Origin of the sequence: Brevibacillus sp. B_LB10_24, assembly GCF_046036945.1 — a bacterium.
In the GTDB taxonomy this organism is placed as follows: Bacteria; Bacillota; Bacilli; order Brevibacillales; family Brevibacillaceae; genus Brevibacillus_C.
In genome coordinates this window covers 156,505-172,202 of record NZ_JBJQOQ010000003.1, presented here as the reverse complement: position 1 = coordinate 172,202, position 15,698 = coordinate 156,505, and the positions used below count along the sequence as shown (strand labels likewise).

Genomic DNA, 15,698 nt, shown 5'->3' with positions numbered 1-15,698 from the left:
CCAACGTGCGGGCCATCCCTTGCCGCTGGTGCAAGGAGATGATTCACGCAAACTGCTTGTCGGCGAGTACGCCGCGGATGACTTCCAAGGCTTTCTTGACGCCTAATTCTTTCCCCAACAGCACTTGTCTTTCGGCCGGTGTGTTCCCTTTTACCTTCGAGAGGACGTCCAATTCGGTCTGCAGCAGGTGCTCGGCTATGTGGAGCTGCACCTTGCCAACCGTTCGCTCGTGCTGCCGGTCCAGTTCGGCGAGCTGACGCTGTTCCCTGCTTTCCTCGACGTACTTGTCGATGTCGTCTTCTAAAAAACGGCTCGCTGTACAGATGATATTCATGTATTCATCCGTCTGGGAAGGGATTGTGCGCAGCGTATGGCCGAGGTGGGCGAGCAGGAATTTGTTCAGTACTGCGCTATTTTTCGTATAATCGTTGTACAGCAGCGAGTATTCCCCGAGGAACTGGTTTGACCCTTTGTCAAACGAATGCAGCAGCGTGTAGGAAGAGCAGTAGGTGCAGAACACCAAGTAGTCCCGCATGATGCATCCCTCCATCAAAGTCTGTCTTATATCGTATGAAGCATTTTTATCCCGGGTGCTTCATCCGGCTCTTGTCATTCGCGGGGTCATCTAGTATTCTTGCTACGTGTATAAGTGCCTGCTTCCCGATGGGCGCAGAGACGAACGGTTTTGAATAGGATGGAAAAGAAAGTGCATATCAGTCAGCGGGGAGAAGGGAGTTTTTAGAGTCATGGCAGGCAAGATACGACTCGGGATTATTTACGGGGGCAAATCATCAGAACATGAAGTTTCGCTAAGGACCGCCCTCTCGATTATGAAGGCGGTCGATCCGGAGAAGTACGAGGTAACCCCGATTTACGTTCAGCTGGATGGCAATTGGATAAAAGGGGCACCGATCAAGGATCAGCTGCCGCCTTCCGTGGAATCGCTGCGGCTGCAAAATCGGACGGAAGCCGGCGGGCAGGGAAAAAGGGAGGACACTCTTCCTGCAGCGTCGGAAAAGAGCCTGCCTGTCCTCGCCGTCGGCAAAGAGGTGGATGTGGTATTTCCCGTCGTCCACGGTCCCAACGGGGAAGACGGCACGATTCAGGGATTGTTGGAGCTGGCAGACCTCCCGTACGTAGGATCGGGCGTGATGGCCTCTGCGGTCGGCATGGACAAATGGATGATGAAGACAGTCTTCGCGAAGGAGGGGCTGCCCCAGGCCGCGTACATCGGCCTGCTGCGCTCCCGGCTGGAGTCGGAGCCGGACAGCGTCGTCGCCCAGATCGAGCAGCAATTGGGCTACCCCTGTTTTGTGAAGCCGGCCAACATGGGGTCCAGCGTCGGGATTTCCAAGGCCAAGGATCGCCGTGAGCTGATGGAAGCCCTGCAGGTCGCGGCCAAATTCGACCGGCGTCTGGTCGTAGAGGCCTTCGTCAAAGCGCGCGAGCTGGAAATTGGCGTTCTCGGCAACGAACAGCTGATCACCTCAGTGGTCGGAGAGGTGATCGCCGCCAAGGATTTTTACGATTACGAAGCCAAGTACAAAGGGGCGGGCACGGAGCTGCAGATTCCCGCCGACGTTCCACCGCACGTTTCCAGGCAGATCGAGGAACTGGCGACGCGGGCCTACCGGGCGATCGACGCTTCCGGTTTGTCGCGGGTCGACTTTTTCTGGGACGATCAAGCGGACCAGGTGTACATCAATGAAATCAACACGATGCCTGGCTTCACGCCGTTCAGCATGTACCCGCTGCTGTTCGACGCAACAGATATTCCGTACGGCGAGTTGATCGACCGTCTGGTGCAGTTGGCGCTTTCGCGGCACGCGGATAAACAGCGAAATACGGTAGCGGCAGAAGAGCTAGACTAGGACAGGCTGCACGTACAACCTGATAGAGAGAAATAGAAGGGGGAGGATCAGCATAGGCAAGCAGTACATCCTTTCACTTGACCAGGGGACGACAAGTTCACGGGCGATCTTGTTTGACAAGGCGGGCGGTATTGCCGGTGTGGCTCAGAAGGAGTTTCGCCAGATCTACCCGCAGCCGGGCTGGGTCGAGCACGACGCTGAAGAGATTTGGCAGACGCAATGGGAAGTGTTTCGGACTGTTCTGGAAGAAAATGGGATTTCTCCACAGCAGATCGCCGCGATCGGTCTGACTAACCAGCGCGAAACCACTGTCGTCTGGGACCGGCATACAGGGAGGCCGGTTTATCACGCGATCGTCTGGCAGAGCAGGCAGACAGCGGAGATATGCAACCAGCTGAAGGATCAGCATCTGGAAGAGGCGATTCGCTCGAAGACGGGCCTCGTGATTGACGCCTACTTTTCCGGAACGAAGGTAAAGTGGATTTTGGATCATGTGGAGGGGGCCAGGGAAAAGGCGGAGAGAGGCGACCTTTTGTTCGGAACCATCGACAGCTGGCTGGTCTGGAAGCTGACGGGGGGAGCGGTACACGTGACGGATTACTCCAATGCCTCGCGGACAATGCTGTTCAACATCCACCGCCTTGAGTGGGACCAGGAGCTGTTGGATCTGCTGTCTGTGCCGTCAGCCATGCTGCCAGAAGTACGCCCGTCCAGCGAAGTATACGGTTACACATCATCAGAGGTGGCGGGTGCAAAAATTCCCATTGCCGGGATTGCCGGCGATCAGCAAGCAGCGTTGTTCGGGCAGGCCTGTTTTCACCCGGGCATGGCCAAGAATACATACGGCACCGGCTGCTTCATGCTGATGAACACGGGCGAGCAGGCTGTCGTCTCAAAAAACGGCTTGCTGACGACCATAGCCTGGGGAAGCGGCGGCAAAGTAGAGTACGCCTTGGAGGGAAGTATCTTTGTCGCAGGTGCGGCAATTCAGTGGCTGCGGGATGGCTTGAAGCTGATTCAATCGGCGCCCGACTCGGAAAAACACGCTGCGGCCCTCGAGGATACAGAGGGGGTCTACCTCGTCCCCGCCTTCGTCGGCCTGGGCGCGCCGTACTGGGACATGGAAGCGAGAGGAGCGATTTTTGGCTTGACCCGGGGTACAACCCAGGATCACTTGATCCGGGCTGCCCTGGAATCGCTTGCCTACCAGACGCGGGATGTCCTGGAGGCGATGGAAGCCGATGCGGGCATCACGCTGCAAAAGCTGGCTGTAGACGGCGGGGCTGTCGCGAACGACTTTTTAATGCAGTTTCAGGCCGATATCTTGGGGACTACGGTGGAGCGGCCGCTGGTCAACGAGACGACCGCGCTGGGGGCCGCCTTCCTGGCTGGACTGGCCGTGGGATTTTGGTCGGATAAGGAAGAGATCGTCACCAGCAAGGTGATCGAGCGAACGTTTTCCCCCGGCATGGAGAAGTCGAGACGGGATCGACTGTATGCGGGATGGAAGAAGGCCGTCGCAGCGACCATGGGATATAAGTAAGAAAAACGTCAGGAAAAAACCCCTGAAGGTCCTTTGTTTGTGCGAACATTGTGGTTAGGGAAGAAAAAAATGGGCTCGCTCTGTTCGTGGCACGCCAACGGGGAAGCTGAACTGTCCGTCTACACTCCAAAAAGCGGCACGTCGACCAAAAAGGACTGGAAGCAGTTCAACGTAGAATTTGGTCGACAAGCGTGTGCCGCTTTTTTTCCGTTCCGACTGGGGAGGCGTACCAAGGCCTCCGCTCGCTCCATTTTTTTCTTCCATCTCGAGCTTTTTGGCGCGGATGATTCCGCCCGCCTTTTTGAAAATATGAGACAATGAAGGGAAAAAACGTGGAAAGTTTCCCGATTAAGCACTATAATGTTTGGGGCAAGCACGAAAATGAGGGGAGCTGACCGATGAACTACGAAGTGTTTCAACTCATCCATGGCTGGTCTGGCCATTTTTCCTGGCTGGATTCCGCGATGGTCTTCATCAGTAAATACGCTTTGCTGCTGTTTGCCATCTGTCTTGTCGTGTTGTGGCTCGGCGGCAGCAAGCAGGTGAAGCGTGCCGTCCTGTATGCGGGATTTACCGGGATAGCGGCTTTGATCGTGAATAATATGATCGGCCACATTTACTTTGAGCCGCGTCCATTTGTCAGCCACCCTGTCAATCTGTTGTATCCTCACGCTGAAGATGCATCGTTCCCGAGCGACCACTCCACCGGAGCATTTGCCCTGGCGATCGGCATTTTGCTGCGCAAGCGCCTGACTGGCAACTGGGGGGTCAGCATGCTGGTATTGGCCGTGCTGACGGGGCTCTCCCGCGTCTACGTGGGGCATCACTATCCGGGAGACGTGCTTGGTTCCCTCGTCGTTGCGGGCGTCATCGGGATGTTGTTTCTGGCGGGCGAAAGGCTTCTGGCACCGATTGCCGATCTGATCATTGCTATCTACGACAAGATTATGCGAAGCCTATTTGGAAGAAGAAAATCGAGAACGATTGGGTCAGGACGCAGCTGAACGAGGTCATATCGGATGCACAAGAAAAACGTAGGGGGTAAGAGCCCTGCGTTCTTTTTTGGTTTGAGAACATTGGGGATGGAGACGTAAGAAAAATGGGCTCGCTCCGTTCGTGGCACGCCAACTGGGAAGCGGGACTGGCCGCCTTCACTTCAAAAAGCGGCACGTCGACCAAAAAGGACTGTGAGCATCTCAATGTAGAATTTGGTCGAAAAGCGTGTGCCGCTTTTTGGAGTTCCGGCTGGGTAGGCGTTGCCAAGGCCTTCGCTCGCTCCATTTTTCTTAAGTCTCTCGAGCTTTTGTTCGTTAGGGAAAAACGTCGGGGCTTTCGCACTCATACCAGTGCAACTACTGTACGCCCTTCTATCCCTTCAATGCCTCGACCAGCGTCTCAAATTTCATGCCGCGGGATGCTTTGAGCAGGATGGCGTTGCCTGGCTGGTTTAACGCCTTGATGCTGTCAAGCGCGTCTTCTTTGGTCGGAAAATGGCGTTTTTCGCCAGTGTAAGCCTCGCAGAGAAAGCGGCTTGCCTCGCCGATGGCGATGAGCAGGTGGAAGTCCGCCTTGTATTTGTCGATGAATTGGCCTACTTCGCTGTGCATTTTCAGGCTGTCTTCACCCAGCTCGAACATGTCGCCCAATACCAGAATTCGCTTTCGCTCGGGAAAGAGACCGGCGAAGGTTTCGATCGATGCCTTCATCGAAGTAGGGCTGGCGTTGTAAGCGTCGTTGATCAGCACCCCGCCCGCAGCGGTAGGCGATACTTCGAAGCGCATCCCGGAGATGCTGACGCTCTTCAGCGCTTCGCAGATTGTCTCTGGGGCGAGCCCAAAGTGCCGTCCGATCGCGATCGCCGCGAGCGCGTTGGAGACGTTGTGTCTCCCATGCAGCGACAAAAAGACGGGAAAGTGTTCCCCCGTGCGGAAATGGACGGTAAAGCGGGTACCTGATTCGGTCGGCTCAATCTCGTCCGCCCAGATGTCGGCAGGTCCTTCTACGGAATAAAACAGCAGCTTTCCGTCGTAGAGGTGGCTGATCTTCCGCAGGTACTCGTTGTCGCCGTTGAGCAGCACCATGCCGTCAGGATCGGTATGGGAAAGCAGCTCGGCTTTTGCCAGGGCGATTTTTTCCTTCGTCCCGAAATGCTCGATATGGGCATCGCTGATATTGGTGATGACGCTGATTTGGGGTTTGACCAGCGAGGCCAGCAGGTCGATTTCGCCGGCGTGGTTCATGCCGAGCTCCAAAACAGCCACCTCCAGCTCCCTCTCAAGCTGAAGCAGTGAATAAGGCACTCCCAAGTGGTTATTATAGTTTTTGTAGGTTTTATAAGTGGCGAGCTGCTGACTGAGAACGTGGGCAATGATGTCCTTTGTCGTAGTCTTGCCGTTGCTGCCGGTGACGGCGATAAACGGGAAAGTGAATTGCCTGCGATAGCTGCCTGATAACTTTTGGAACCCGCGCAGGCTGTCATTGACCAAAATCAGCCCAAACGAGGCGGGAAGCCCAGCCGGGATTTTGCTTTCGTCGGTGATCAGGGCACCGCTCGCGCCTTGCTCGGCCGCCTGCAGCAGAAAGTCGTGGCCGTCGCGGTTGCCGCCTTGAACGGCGACGAACAGGCTGCCTTCCGTGAGTGAACGGCTGTCGAAGTGAACGGAACAGATCGTCTGTGCCGGATCTCCCTGCAGCAGCAACCCTTCCGCCATTCGGGCGACTTGTTGAAAACTGATAGGATGCATTGCCGTCTTCCCCTTTTTGATCAGTATAGATGTATCAGTGACCTGATGCTATCACCTACAGTAGCCGACTGCAAGGCGAAATTCCAGCTTTAGATAAAAAAATTTCATTATATATGCCCACTTGCCGCTTGAGAAGGTTGACCAGAGGTAGTCAGCTACCCTATAATGTAGTGTGACAGTCTGTGCTCGAACAGTTGTCCCACTGTTTCAAGCGGAGGGAGGGAAGACAGATGGCAGAAATTCGTGTTCGAAAAAACGAATCCCTAGAAAGTGCGCTTCGACGTTTCAAGCGAGAGAGTGCTAAAGCCGGTGTGATGGCTGAGCTCCGTAAACGCCGCCACTTCGAGAAGCCCAGTGTAGCTCGGAAGAAGAAATCAGAGGCTGCTCGCAAGCGTAAATACTAGGAGCTGAGGAGGGCTTAGCATGAGTGTAATGGAGCGTCTCGACCAAGATCTAAAGCAAGCGATGAAGGACAAAGCTACTGTAAAACTCTCCGTTATCCGCATGGTAAAAGCCGCTATCAAAAACGAAGAGATTTCCAAAGGCAGTCAGTTGTCCGAAGACGACGTGCTGACTATCTTAGGCCGTGAGTTAAAACAACGCCGTGATTCCCTCCATGAGTTTGAAAAAGCAGGACGCGAAGATTTAGCCGGCAAGACGAGAGAGGAAATGGAGATATTGACTTCTTATCTGCCGGTCCAGATGAGCGAAGACGAGATTCGTCAAATCGTTCGTGAAACCATCTCCCAGGTAGGCGCAGCCTCCAAGAAAGAGATGGGGAAAGTGATGGGGGCGATTATGCCAAAGGTGAAGGGAAAAGCCGATGGTACCCTCGTTCAAAAGATTGTAAGTGAAGAGTTGCCTTCATAAAACGAGAACCCAGTCTGAAGCGACTGGGTTCTTTTACGAATTCCACGTTTCCCCGCTTGTATCTTTAGGAGATTACCATCCAGATTTGTGAAACAATACCTCTCTTCGTTCGTATACCATAGTAGGCTAAGAAGCGCTGTATCCCCAGTGAAGGGAGGGAAGAGATTTTTGTATACTACTGGTAAAAGATTCCTGCCTTTTCAGCTTCTGTGTACCTTCCTCCTGATTTCTATTGGTTTGCTTTCTGTGGCCGGCGGCAGTGTGGCCGAAGCAAAAACGGAATACCGCAAACCGTTTCTGATCCCGGTGCAGCAGGGGATTGAAAGAGGGCTGGAAAGCTTTTTACAGCGAGCTTTCACGGAGGCAAATGCAGAGGGGGCGGATCTCGTCGTCCTGGACATCAATACGCCGGGGGGAGAGGTTGGCGCTGCTTTGGATATCGGCCAGCTCGTTCGGGAGGCCCCGATGCACGTCGTGGCTTACATCAGCAGCCAGGCGTTTTCCGCCGGTACGTACATTGCGCTGAATGCAGATGAGATCGTTATGACTCCGGGCAGCAGCATCGGGGCGGCGACGCCGATCGATCAGAGAGGCAATGCGGCCCAGCTCAAATTCATCTCCGCATGGTCAGAACAGATGGAGACGGCAGCCAAGCTTCGCGGGCGCGATCCTGCAATCGCTCGAGCGATGGTGGAAGTAGACTCGGAAATCACCGGGTTGAAAAAACGGGGAACTGTCCTGTCGCTGGGGGCGGAAAAAGCGAAAAATGTAGGCTATGCCGATCAGATTGTCGCGAATCAGGCGGAGTTGTACCGCTACTTGGGGGTAAATGAGAGCCAAGTACAGACAATCGAGCCGTCGATGAGTGAAAAAGTAGCCCGCTTTGTCACCGACCCGGTCGTCATGAGCCTCCTCTTGCTTATCGGTCTCCTCGGGATCGCAATTGAATTGATCGTCCCCGGCTTTGGCATCGCCGGTACGATTGGTGTTTTGGCCTTTATTTTGTACTTCTTCGGCCATTTCGTCGCCGGATTCGCGAGCTGGATGGATATCGCCCTGTTTGTGCTCGGCGCCATTTTAGTGGTGCTGGAGATCTTCTTGCCGGGCGGAATTGTCGGCACGCTGGGATTTATCAGTATGTGCAGCGGTTTGGTGCTGGCCGCCTACGATACGGCCCAGGGTCTGACATCGCTGGTCATCGCCGCTTTGATCGCCTTGATTGTCAGCGTGATCTTGGCGAAGTTTTTGGGGGTGAGAGGAGTGTGGAGCAAGTTTGTCTTGAAGGATGAACAGCGCAACGAACAAGGTTATGTCGCTCCCAAGGACCAGAGCGAACTGATCGGGGAAGAAGGCGTTGCCGTCACCCCGCTGCGCCCCGCGGGAATCGTCAAAATCGCAGGCAAACGCGTCGATGCGGTCAGCGCCGGCGGCTTCATCGCTGCGGGGACGCCGCTCGTCGTCGTCCAAGTAGAGGGTGCCCGCATCGTTGTTGCGGAAAAAGAGTAAAGGAGAAGATAGTGAATGGGTACTTTGTTGTCCGGGGGATTCCTCACGATTATCTTGATCGTCATATTGATCTTCATCGTACTATCCGTTTTTTTGTCATATGTACCAATCATGCTGTGGATTTCAGCGCTGGCTTCCGGTGTAAGGATCGGAATTATCACCTTGGTTGCAATGCGATTGCGGAGGGTCATTCCAGCGAGAATCGTCAATCCTCTGATCAAAGCACGCAAAGCCGGACTCGATTTGAACACAAATCAATTGGAGAGTCACTTCCTATCGGGGGGGAATGTGGACCGTGTTGTAGATGCCCTGGTGGCAGCGCAACGCGCCAATATTCCGCTTGGCTTCGAGCGGGCGGCGGCGATTGACCTGGCCGGCCGTGACGTCCTGCAAGCGGTACAGATGAGCGTCAACCCGAAAATTATTGAAACACCCGTAGTAGCTGCCGTCGCCATGGACGGGATCGAACTGAAGGCAAAGGCCCAAGTAACCGTCCGCGCCAATATTGACCGTCTTGTCGGGGGTGCGGGAGAAGAGACGATCATCGCCCGCGTCGGCGAAGGCATCGTCACCACGATTGGTTCGTCCAAGCTGCATAAAGACGTGCTGGAGAATCCGGACCGCATTTCGCAAACGGTATTGAACAAAGGACTTGACGCAGGAACAGCATTTGAAATCTTGTCGATTGACATCGCTGACGTGGATGTAGGCAAAAACATCGGGGCCCAACTGCAGACGGATCAGGCTGAAGCAGACAAGCGCATCGCCCAGGCGAAAGCGGAGGAGCGGCGCGCGATGGCTGTCGCGCAGGAGCAGGAGATGAAGGCGCGCGTTCAGGAAATGAAGGCCAAGGTAGTGGAAGCGGAGGCGGAAGTGCCGCTTGCCATGGCGGAAGCATTGCGTTCCGGCAAACTGGGCGTCATGGACTACTACAACATGCAAAACATCATGGCCGACACCAATATGCGCCAGTCGTTCGGCCACTCTTCAGAGAAGAGCAAGGGCATCGACGACGAGAAGAAGATGTAGGTGCAGGGTATGGAGCTTATCGATTTTATCTTGTCCCTGATCAGCATCGTCTTCGCCCTGATCGGCAAGTTTTGGCCTCTGCTGCTTGTGCTGTTGGGATATACGGTGTTCGGCGGCAAACAAAAAAGGCAGAGACAGCGCCAGCACCCGCGGAGGGTGCTTACACCGGTGGAGGGAGGCGGAAGGCCTGCGCCTGTACCTACGGTTACCGTGCCGCCTGTCGAAGAGAAAAAGCTGTGGGCAGAGGCGGAAGGGACAGGGACGGAGGGCGATCCAGACTGGACTGCCCCTCCTCCTGCACCGACACCGGTGACAACCCTTGAGCCGGCCGAGGGATCCTCTTACTATCTGCCGGAAGTGCAGCCGCGAACGGAGTACCAGCAGGCAGAGGTGAAAGCAGACCTGGCACCGCTCGGCACACTGCCGGGCGAGAATAGTGAACAGCTGGCAGCAGCCAGGGCGCGGGAAGGGATGAAGTGGGCGTTGATCTTCTCGCCGCCCCGTGCCAAAATGCCTTATAACAGACGCTAGCGATACCAGACAGCCTTGTTTCCCGCCCCCCGGGAAGCAAGGCTGTTTTTACATCAGTCGAAGCCAAGTTTTCTACGCATGATACCCGCCCCATGCTGCATAGGGTTATTAAAGAGGGGAGGCTTACCATATGAAGCGTTGGAGCCGCCGATTGCGCCACCTGGCTGCAGGTGTATTGGATCTGCCCCAAGATGTGGTGCTCGAAGTCCCGCGCATCACGATGATCGGTCACCTGCAAATGTACATAGAAAACCATCGCGGGGTTCTCCATTTCAGCGACAAAGAGCTCCGCTTGCTTTTGACGAACGGGCAGCTGCTCGTTACAGGCGAACAGCTTGTCATCCGCGCTATTTTGCCGGAAGAGGTGCTGCTGGAGGGCAGGATAGCGACAGTGACGTTTCTGGAGAAGACGTAAGCGAGGCGGCAGGGAGGGGGATATTGATGCGAAATGCGATACGGGAATGGGTGGAAGGGCATATTACAGTTACGGTTCGCGGAAAGCGTTTTGAGCGGTTGATTAACATGGCGATACGCGAAGGTTTGCACATTTGGAATATCAAGCGGATAAACGGTGAGCATGGACAGATGGACATGCTGATCCGCGATTATTTCCGCCTGCGCCCGCTTCTGCGGGAGACAGGCTGTCGCTGTCATGTGCAGCGGAGGGACGGGCTGCCTTTTTGGCTCATCCGGATGAGGCTGCGTTCCGGTTTTACCATCGGGGTGGTTCTTTTTTTCATCGGGTTGTACATGCTCTCCGGCATCGTCTGGAATGTAGAGATTGTGGGCAATCACCGGATTTCCACTGAAGAGGTGAGCCGAGCTGCCGAAAAGTTCGGGATTAAAGTGGGGGCCTGGAAGTTCAAACTAAAAGAACCGCTGGCCTTGCAGCGCGACATACAAGGAGTTTTGCCGGATGTCTCGAGAGTCGGGGTTGACATCGCGGGGACGAGAGTCGTCATTGAGGTCGTGGAAAAAGAGAAGCCGGAGATAAAGCCCGAGACCGGTCCGCGCAATCTGATCGCCAAGAAAAAGGCTGTGATTCACAGCGTTCTTCCCGAGGCCGGCAAGAGCATGGTCAAGGTCAACCAGTTCGTCGACAAAGGCCAGGTGCTCATCTCCGGACTGATCGGGAGCGAAACCAGCCAACAGCTCGTCTCCGCCAAGGGAAAGGTGGAGGGGGAGGTCTGGTACATCTCCAATGTCTCCGTGCCGCTTGCCCAGACGGTGTACGAGCTTACCGGGGACAAGCAGAATGCTTACTATATGACCGTTGGAGCTTACGCCCTGCGGCTTTGGCCGTTTCGCCAGGACCCGTACGAGCGTTACGAGCAAAGCGAGCAGCGCTACCAGTTGAGCTATGATCGGTTCACCTTCCCGATCGGATTCAAAAAAGAGACCCAACAAAAGGCGGCGGGCGTGACGAGAAACCTGAGCGAGTCGGAAGCGATCGAAGCGGCCAAACGCTTCGCCCGCAACGACGTGCTGAAGCGGGCAGGAGCAGATGCGACGATCAAAGACGAAAAAGTTTTGCACGTGAAACGAGAGAATGGTAAAGTTTACTTGAGTATTCATTACTCCGTAATCGAGGACATCACGGCGGAGCAGCCGTTGGTCGCTCTGCCGCCTGCACCCTTAAACGAGACGGATCAATAAGTTACTACGTTACAGATAGGAGATGGAAGTCTTTGCCGGTCAAAGAAGAGGTAAGCATCCGGTTTACTGACGCAGCCGAGGCGTTGATGCTGTTCGGTCCGCACGACGTTTATCTGAAGCAGATAGAGGATCACACAACCGCGAAAATCATCTTTCGCAGCGAAGAATTGGCGATCAGCGGCGACAAGGAGGAAGTAGACAAGCTTGCCTCGCTGTTTGATGTCCTGCTCCAGCTCGTGCGGCGCGGAATGACGCTATCGGAGCGAGACGTAGCGTACGCGCTCAAACTTGCGGACAGAGGGGAGGCAACGCAGCTGCTCTACCTGTTCGACGAGGAAGTGGCGAGAACGCAGCGCGGCAAACCCATTCGCGCCAAGACGCTGGGACAGCGGCATTACTTGTCTGCGATCAAGCGGCATGATATCGTCTTTGGAATCGGTCCGGCAGGGACTGGCAAGACCTATCTCGCGGTCGTCATGGCCGTGGGAGCATTGAGGAGCGGCCGGGTAAAGCGGATCGTCCTGACCCGTCCCGCCGTGGAAGCAGGCGAAAGCCTGGGATTTTTGCCGGGGGATTTGCAGGAAAAGGTGGATCCCTACCTGCGCCCGCTGTACGACGCACTCTACGACATGCTCGGCAATGAGCAGGTGTTGAAAATGATGGAACGCGGCCTGATTGAAGTAGCGCCGCTTGCCTATATGCGCGGACGAACGCTGGAGGACTGTTTTGTCATTTTGGACGAAGCGCAGAACACCACATACGAACAGATGAAAATGTTTCTTACCCGGCTGGGCTTCGGTTCCAAAATGGTCGTCACCGGGGACGTGACGCAGATCGATTTGCCCAAAGGGAAAAAGTCTGGATTGCGGGCCGCCGAGCGAATCCTGCGCCACATTCCGGAGATTGCGTTTATTCAATTTCAGGAAGCGGACGTCGTGCGCCACAGTCTCGTCCAGAAGATGATCCAAGCCTATGCCGCCTCGGAAGCGGAAGGCAATTCATAACAAAGAGGAGCCGCAGGAAACATGTTGACCATCGAGATCATAAACGAACAGGATGAAGAGATCTCCGCCGCGGTGTATCAATTGATCGAGCAGTGCTTGCAGACTGCCGCCGAACTGGAAGAAGTGTCGGGTGAAGTGGTCGTGTCGCTGGTGGATGACAAACGCATACACGAGATTAACCGCGAGTACAGGGGAGTCGACCGGCCGACCGACGTGATCTCTTTCGCATTAAATGAAAGGGGCGAAGGCGAGCCGGAGATTTTCCTCGATGAGGAGGAGCAGGATTCGTTTCCCAACGCTCTCGGCGACATCGTCATCTCCATTCCCCGCACGCGGGCGCAAGCTGAGGACTACGGGCATTCCTTTGAGCGGGAGATCGGTTTTTTATCTGTTCACGGCTTTCTTCATCTGCTGGGCTACGACCATGGGACAAAGGAAGAGGAGAAAGAAATGTTCGAGCGTCAAGAAGAGGTATTGCAAAAAATTGGCTTGACGAGGTAGGGGTTCTCCCGTGAAAGAGTTGCGCCGTTTTTGGCGCAGCGCCTGCTGGGCCTGCGCCGGTATTGTCTTTGCCCTGAAGACACAGCGAAACATGCAAATTCATGCGACTGCAGCGGTTCTCACCCTGCTCGTTGCGTGGTGGCTGCACATTCCCCGCGGCGATGTTTTGCTGGTCTTTTTTTCTATCGGGTTGGTCTTGTCGCTGGAGCTGGTCAACACAGCCATCGAGTCGGCAGTGGACCTGGTCACGGAAGAGTGGCACGCGAAGGCAAAGGCGGCGAAAGACACGGCTGCCGGCGCCGTCTTTCTGGCAGCAGTCGTATCCATCGTAATCGCTTGTTTTGTGTTTGGTCCGCCGCTCTGGGACAAAATAACCACAATCCTCATGGGGTAAGTTCCGCGAATGGAAAGGAGTAGAGGTTCATCCATGTGGCAACAACTGCGTTCCTCTCTGTTCGGTGGAATGATGGTAATCCTGCCGCTGCTCATCACTGTCTACCTGATCCAATTGGTCATCGGGCTCATCGATCGGGCCGCGGGGGGGTGGTTGACCCGGTTTCTGCTTACCATCGGTTGGGCCCATCAGCAGGACGGACACATTTGGTTTCTCGGACTGCCGTTCCACGACCGGGTCCCGCTAGTGGGGCTGCTGTTGGTGGTGGTGATTCTGCTTTTGATCGGCGGGCTTGCCCGTACGGTCGTCGGCCGCTTTGTCTTTGGCGGAATCGAGCGGTTTGTGTCGTGCATCCCTGTTGCCCGCGGGATATACTCTACCGTGCAGCAGGTGTCCCAGGCATTTGTCCACGGCAGGTCCACCTTTAAACAGGTGGTGCTGGTCGAATACCCGCGGGAAGGCTTGTACACGGTGGGATTCGTCACCGGCGAATCGCAGGGGGAGACGTTATCGTTTACCGGCCGTACATATGTCAACGTGTTTTTGCCGAAATCGCCAAATCCGACCAACGGCTGGCTTGTGCTCGTTCCCAAAGACGATGTCATTTATCTGGATATTCCTGTCGAGGAAGGACTGAAGTTCGTCGTCTCCGCAGGCGTCGTTTCACCTCAGACGTTACCTGCCCAGGCTATCCATCTCACTGTAAAAAAAGAAGGGGATCTTACATGATCGATCAAGAGCTAATCAAACAGGCAAAAGAAGCCCGTAAGCTCGCCTATGTGCCTTACTCCGGTTTTGCGGTAGGAGCTGCCCTTTTGAGCAAATCCGGCAAAGTGTACCTGGGCGGCAATATCGAAAACGCCGCGTATTCCCTCTGCAACTGCGCAGAACGTACGGCAATCTTCAAGGCATTCTCCGAGGGGGACCGAACCTATCAGGCAATCGCGGTGGCTGCCGACACGCCGGGCCCGGTCTCTCCGTGTGGCGCATGTCGGCAAGTCATGGCCGAGCTGTGCCCGCCGGATATGAAGGTGCTGCTTACGAATTTAGCGGGAGAGGTTCTTGAGACTACAGTCGCCAAGCTGCTGCCTGGCGCTTTCAACAAGGAGGATATGCGTGGATAATCGCAAAAAACAACCGTTTAAATCCGGCTTTGCCGCCATCGTCGGCCGGCCCAACGTGGGCAAATCCACTTTGCTCAACACGGTGGTTGGACAAAAAATTGCGATAATGTCCAATAAGCCGCAGACGACTCGCAACAAGATCCGCGCCGTCCACACCACGGAAAAAGGCCAGATCATTTTTCTCGATACGCCTGGCATTCACAAGCCCAAATCAAAGCTGGGCGACTACATGATGTCAGTGGCTGAGAACGCGCTGAACGAAGTCGATTTGATCCTCTACGTGATCGACGCGACCGAGAAGCGCGGCCCTGGTGAGGAGTTCATTATCGAACGGCTCAAGCAGGTGAAGACCCCGATCTTCCTGGTGATCAACAAGATCGACAAAGTACATCCGGAGGCGCTGCTGCCGATCATCGACGACTACAGCAAGCTGCTGTCATTCAAACAGATCGTGCCGGTGTCCGCCTTGGAAGGGAACAACACCGAGTCGCTGCTGGATGCGATCTACGACGAGCTGGATGAAGGGCCGATGTTTTATCCGGCCGACCAGGTGACAGACCATCCCGAACGGTTTGTCGTCGCGGAGCTGATCCGTGAAAAGGTGCTGCACCTGACCCGGGAGGAAGTGCCGCATTCGATCGCCGTCACCGTAGAGGAGATGAAGCGTCGTCCGGATGGCAAGACATTGTACATCTACGCGGCGATTTACGTCGAACGCGATTCCCAGAAGGGCATCTTGATCGGGAAAAACGGCGAGATGCTCAAGGAGATCGGACGCCGGGCCCGTGCCGATATCGAACGTCTGATGGGCGATAAAATCTTTCTGGAGATTTGGGTGAAGGTGAAGAAGGATTGGCGCAATCAAGAGCGGATGCTTCGCAACTTTGGGTTTTTCGATGAAGAGTAGCGTAGAGGGGACTATTCG

General features: G+C 55.2%; 18 protein-coding genes. 16 read left to right on the top strand and 2 right to left on the bottom strand.

Annotated features, from left to right (window positions below):
* Positions 1–43: 43 nt before the first annotated feature.
* Complete coding sequence (locus ACI7RC_RS05405) at positions 44–535, bottom strand: hypothetical protein (RefSeq protein WP_408107203.1); 492 nt, start codon at positions 533–535, stop codon at positions 44–46.
* Between the two features lie 211 nt (positions 536–746).
* Between ACI7RC_RS05405 and ACI7RC_RS05400 the strand changes: the two genes are divergently transcribed.
* The 3 genes from ACI7RC_RS05400 to ACI7RC_RS05390 all read left to right on the top strand — a co-directional run bounded on the left by ACI7RC_RS05400 (position 747) and on the right by ACI7RC_RS05390 (position 4,418).
* Complete coding sequence (locus ACI7RC_RS05400) at positions 747–1,871, top strand: D-alanine--D-alanine ligase (RefSeq protein ID WP_408107202.1); 1,125 nt, start codon at positions 747–749, stop codon at positions 1,869–1,871.
* A gap of 52 nt (positions 1,872–1,923) precedes the next feature.
* A complete protein-coding gene (glpK, locus tag ACI7RC_RS05395) occupies positions 1,924–3,414 on the top strand; it encodes a glycerol kinase GlpK (protein ID WP_408107258.1) in 1,491 nt (496 codons plus the stop codon).
* Positions 3,415–3,812: 398 nt separating this feature from the next.
* Positions 3,813–4,418 carry an undecaprenyl-diphosphatase gene (locus ACI7RC_RS05390; protein ID WP_408107201.1) on the top strand — a complete coding sequence of 202 codons (606 nt, stop codon included), beginning with the start codon at positions 3,813–3,815 and terminating at the stop codon, positions 4,416–4,418.
* Positions 4,419–4,781: 363 nt separating this feature from the next.
* On the opposite strand, the gene ACI7RC_RS05385 is transcribed toward ACI7RC_RS05390, so the two are convergent.
* On the bottom strand, positions 4,782–6,158 hold the full coding sequence (locus ACI7RC_RS05385; RefSeq protein WP_408107200.1) for a UDP-N-acetylmuramoyl-tripeptide--D-alanyl-D-alanine ligase: 1,377 nt from the start codon (positions 6,156–6,158) through the stop codon (positions 4,782–4,784).
* Positions 6,159–6,388: 230 nt separating this feature from the next.
* Here ACI7RC_RS05385 and rpsU point away from each other — a divergent pair, with 230 nt between their 5' ends.
* The 13 genes from rpsU (at position 6,389) to era (ending at position 15,680) form a co-directional block, all read left to right on the top strand.
* Positions 6,389–6,562, top strand: coding sequence for a 30S ribosomal protein S21 (gene rpsU / locus ACI7RC_RS05380; RefSeq protein ID WP_408107199.1), 174 nt, complete (start codon positions 6,389–6,391; stop codon positions 6,560–6,562).
* 19 nt (positions 6,563–6,581) lie between these two features.
* On the top strand, positions 6,582–7,028 hold the full coding sequence (locus ACI7RC_RS05375) for a GatB/YqeY domain-containing protein (protein ID WP_408107198.1): 447 nt from the start codon (positions 6,582–6,584) through the stop codon (positions 7,026–7,028).
* 168 nt (positions 7,029–7,196) lie between these two features.
* The gene (locus ACI7RC_RS05370) at positions 7,197–8,534 is read left to right on the top strand and encodes an NfeD family protein (protein WP_408107197.1); all 1,338 of its coding nucleotides are present in this window, start codon (positions 7,197–7,199) and stop codon (positions 8,532–8,534) included.
* Between the two features lie 15 nt (positions 8,535–8,549).
* Positions 8,550–9,563: a flotillin-like protein FloA gene (floA, locus tag ACI7RC_RS05365; protein WP_408107196.1), complete on the top strand. Its 1,014-nt coding sequence runs from the start codon at positions 8,550–8,552 to the stop codon at positions 9,561–9,563.
* Positions 9,564–9,572: 9 nt separating this feature from the next.
* Positions 9,573–10,094 (top strand): hypothetical protein, encoded by a 522-nt coding sequence (locus ACI7RC_RS05360; RefSeq protein ID WP_408107195.1) that lies wholly within the window; start codon positions 9,573–9,575, stop codon positions 10,092–10,094.
* A gap of 130 nt (positions 10,095–10,224) precedes the next feature.
* Positions 10,225–10,509, top strand: a complete 285-nt coding sequence (gene yqfC / locus ACI7RC_RS05355; RefSeq protein WP_408107194.1) for a sporulation protein YqfC — start codon at positions 10,225–10,227, stop codon at positions 10,507–10,509.
* A 26-nt stretch (positions 10,510–10,535) separates the two neighbouring features.
* The gene (gene yqfD, locus ACI7RC_RS05350; RefSeq protein WP_408107193.1) at positions 10,536–11,750 is read left to right on the top strand and encodes a sporulation protein YqfD; all 1,215 of its coding nucleotides are present in this window, start codon (positions 10,536–10,538) and stop codon (positions 11,748–11,750) included.
* 86 nt (positions 11,751–11,836) lie between these two features.
* Entirely contained in the window at positions 11,837–12,754 is a 918-nt protein-coding gene (locus ACI7RC_RS05345; RefSeq protein WP_408107257.1) for a PhoH family protein, read from the top strand.
* 21 nt (positions 12,755–12,775) lie between these two features.
* A complete protein-coding gene (gene ybeY, locus ACI7RC_RS05340; RefSeq protein WP_408107192.1) occupies positions 12,776–13,255 on the top strand; it encodes an rRNA maturation RNase YbeY in 480 nt (159 codons plus the stop codon).
* Between the two features lie 10 nt (positions 13,256–13,265).
* Positions 13,266–13,649 (top strand): diacylglycerol kinase, encoded by a 384-nt coding sequence (locus tag ACI7RC_RS05335; protein ID WP_408107191.1) that lies wholly within the window; start codon positions 13,266–13,268, stop codon positions 13,647–13,649.
* Positions 13,650–13,682: 33 nt separating this feature from the next.
* Complete coding sequence (locus tag ACI7RC_RS05330) at positions 13,683–14,378, top strand: DUF502 domain-containing protein (protein WP_408107190.1); 696 nt, start codon at positions 13,683–13,685, stop codon at positions 14,376–14,378.
* Positions 14,375–14,773 (top strand): cytidine deaminase, encoded by a 399-nt coding sequence (gene cdd, locus ACI7RC_RS05325; protein WP_408107189.1) that lies wholly within the window; start codon positions 14,375–14,377, stop codon positions 14,771–14,773. The genes ACI7RC_RS05330 and cdd overlap by 4 nt, the downstream gene beginning before the upstream one ends.
* A complete protein-coding gene (era, locus tag ACI7RC_RS05320) occupies positions 14,766–15,680 on the top strand; it encodes a GTPase Era (protein ID WP_408107188.1) in 915 nt (304 codons plus the stop codon). Before cdd ends, era begins: the two co-directional genes overlap by 8 nt.
* Positions 15,681–15,698 lie beyond the last annotated feature (18 nt).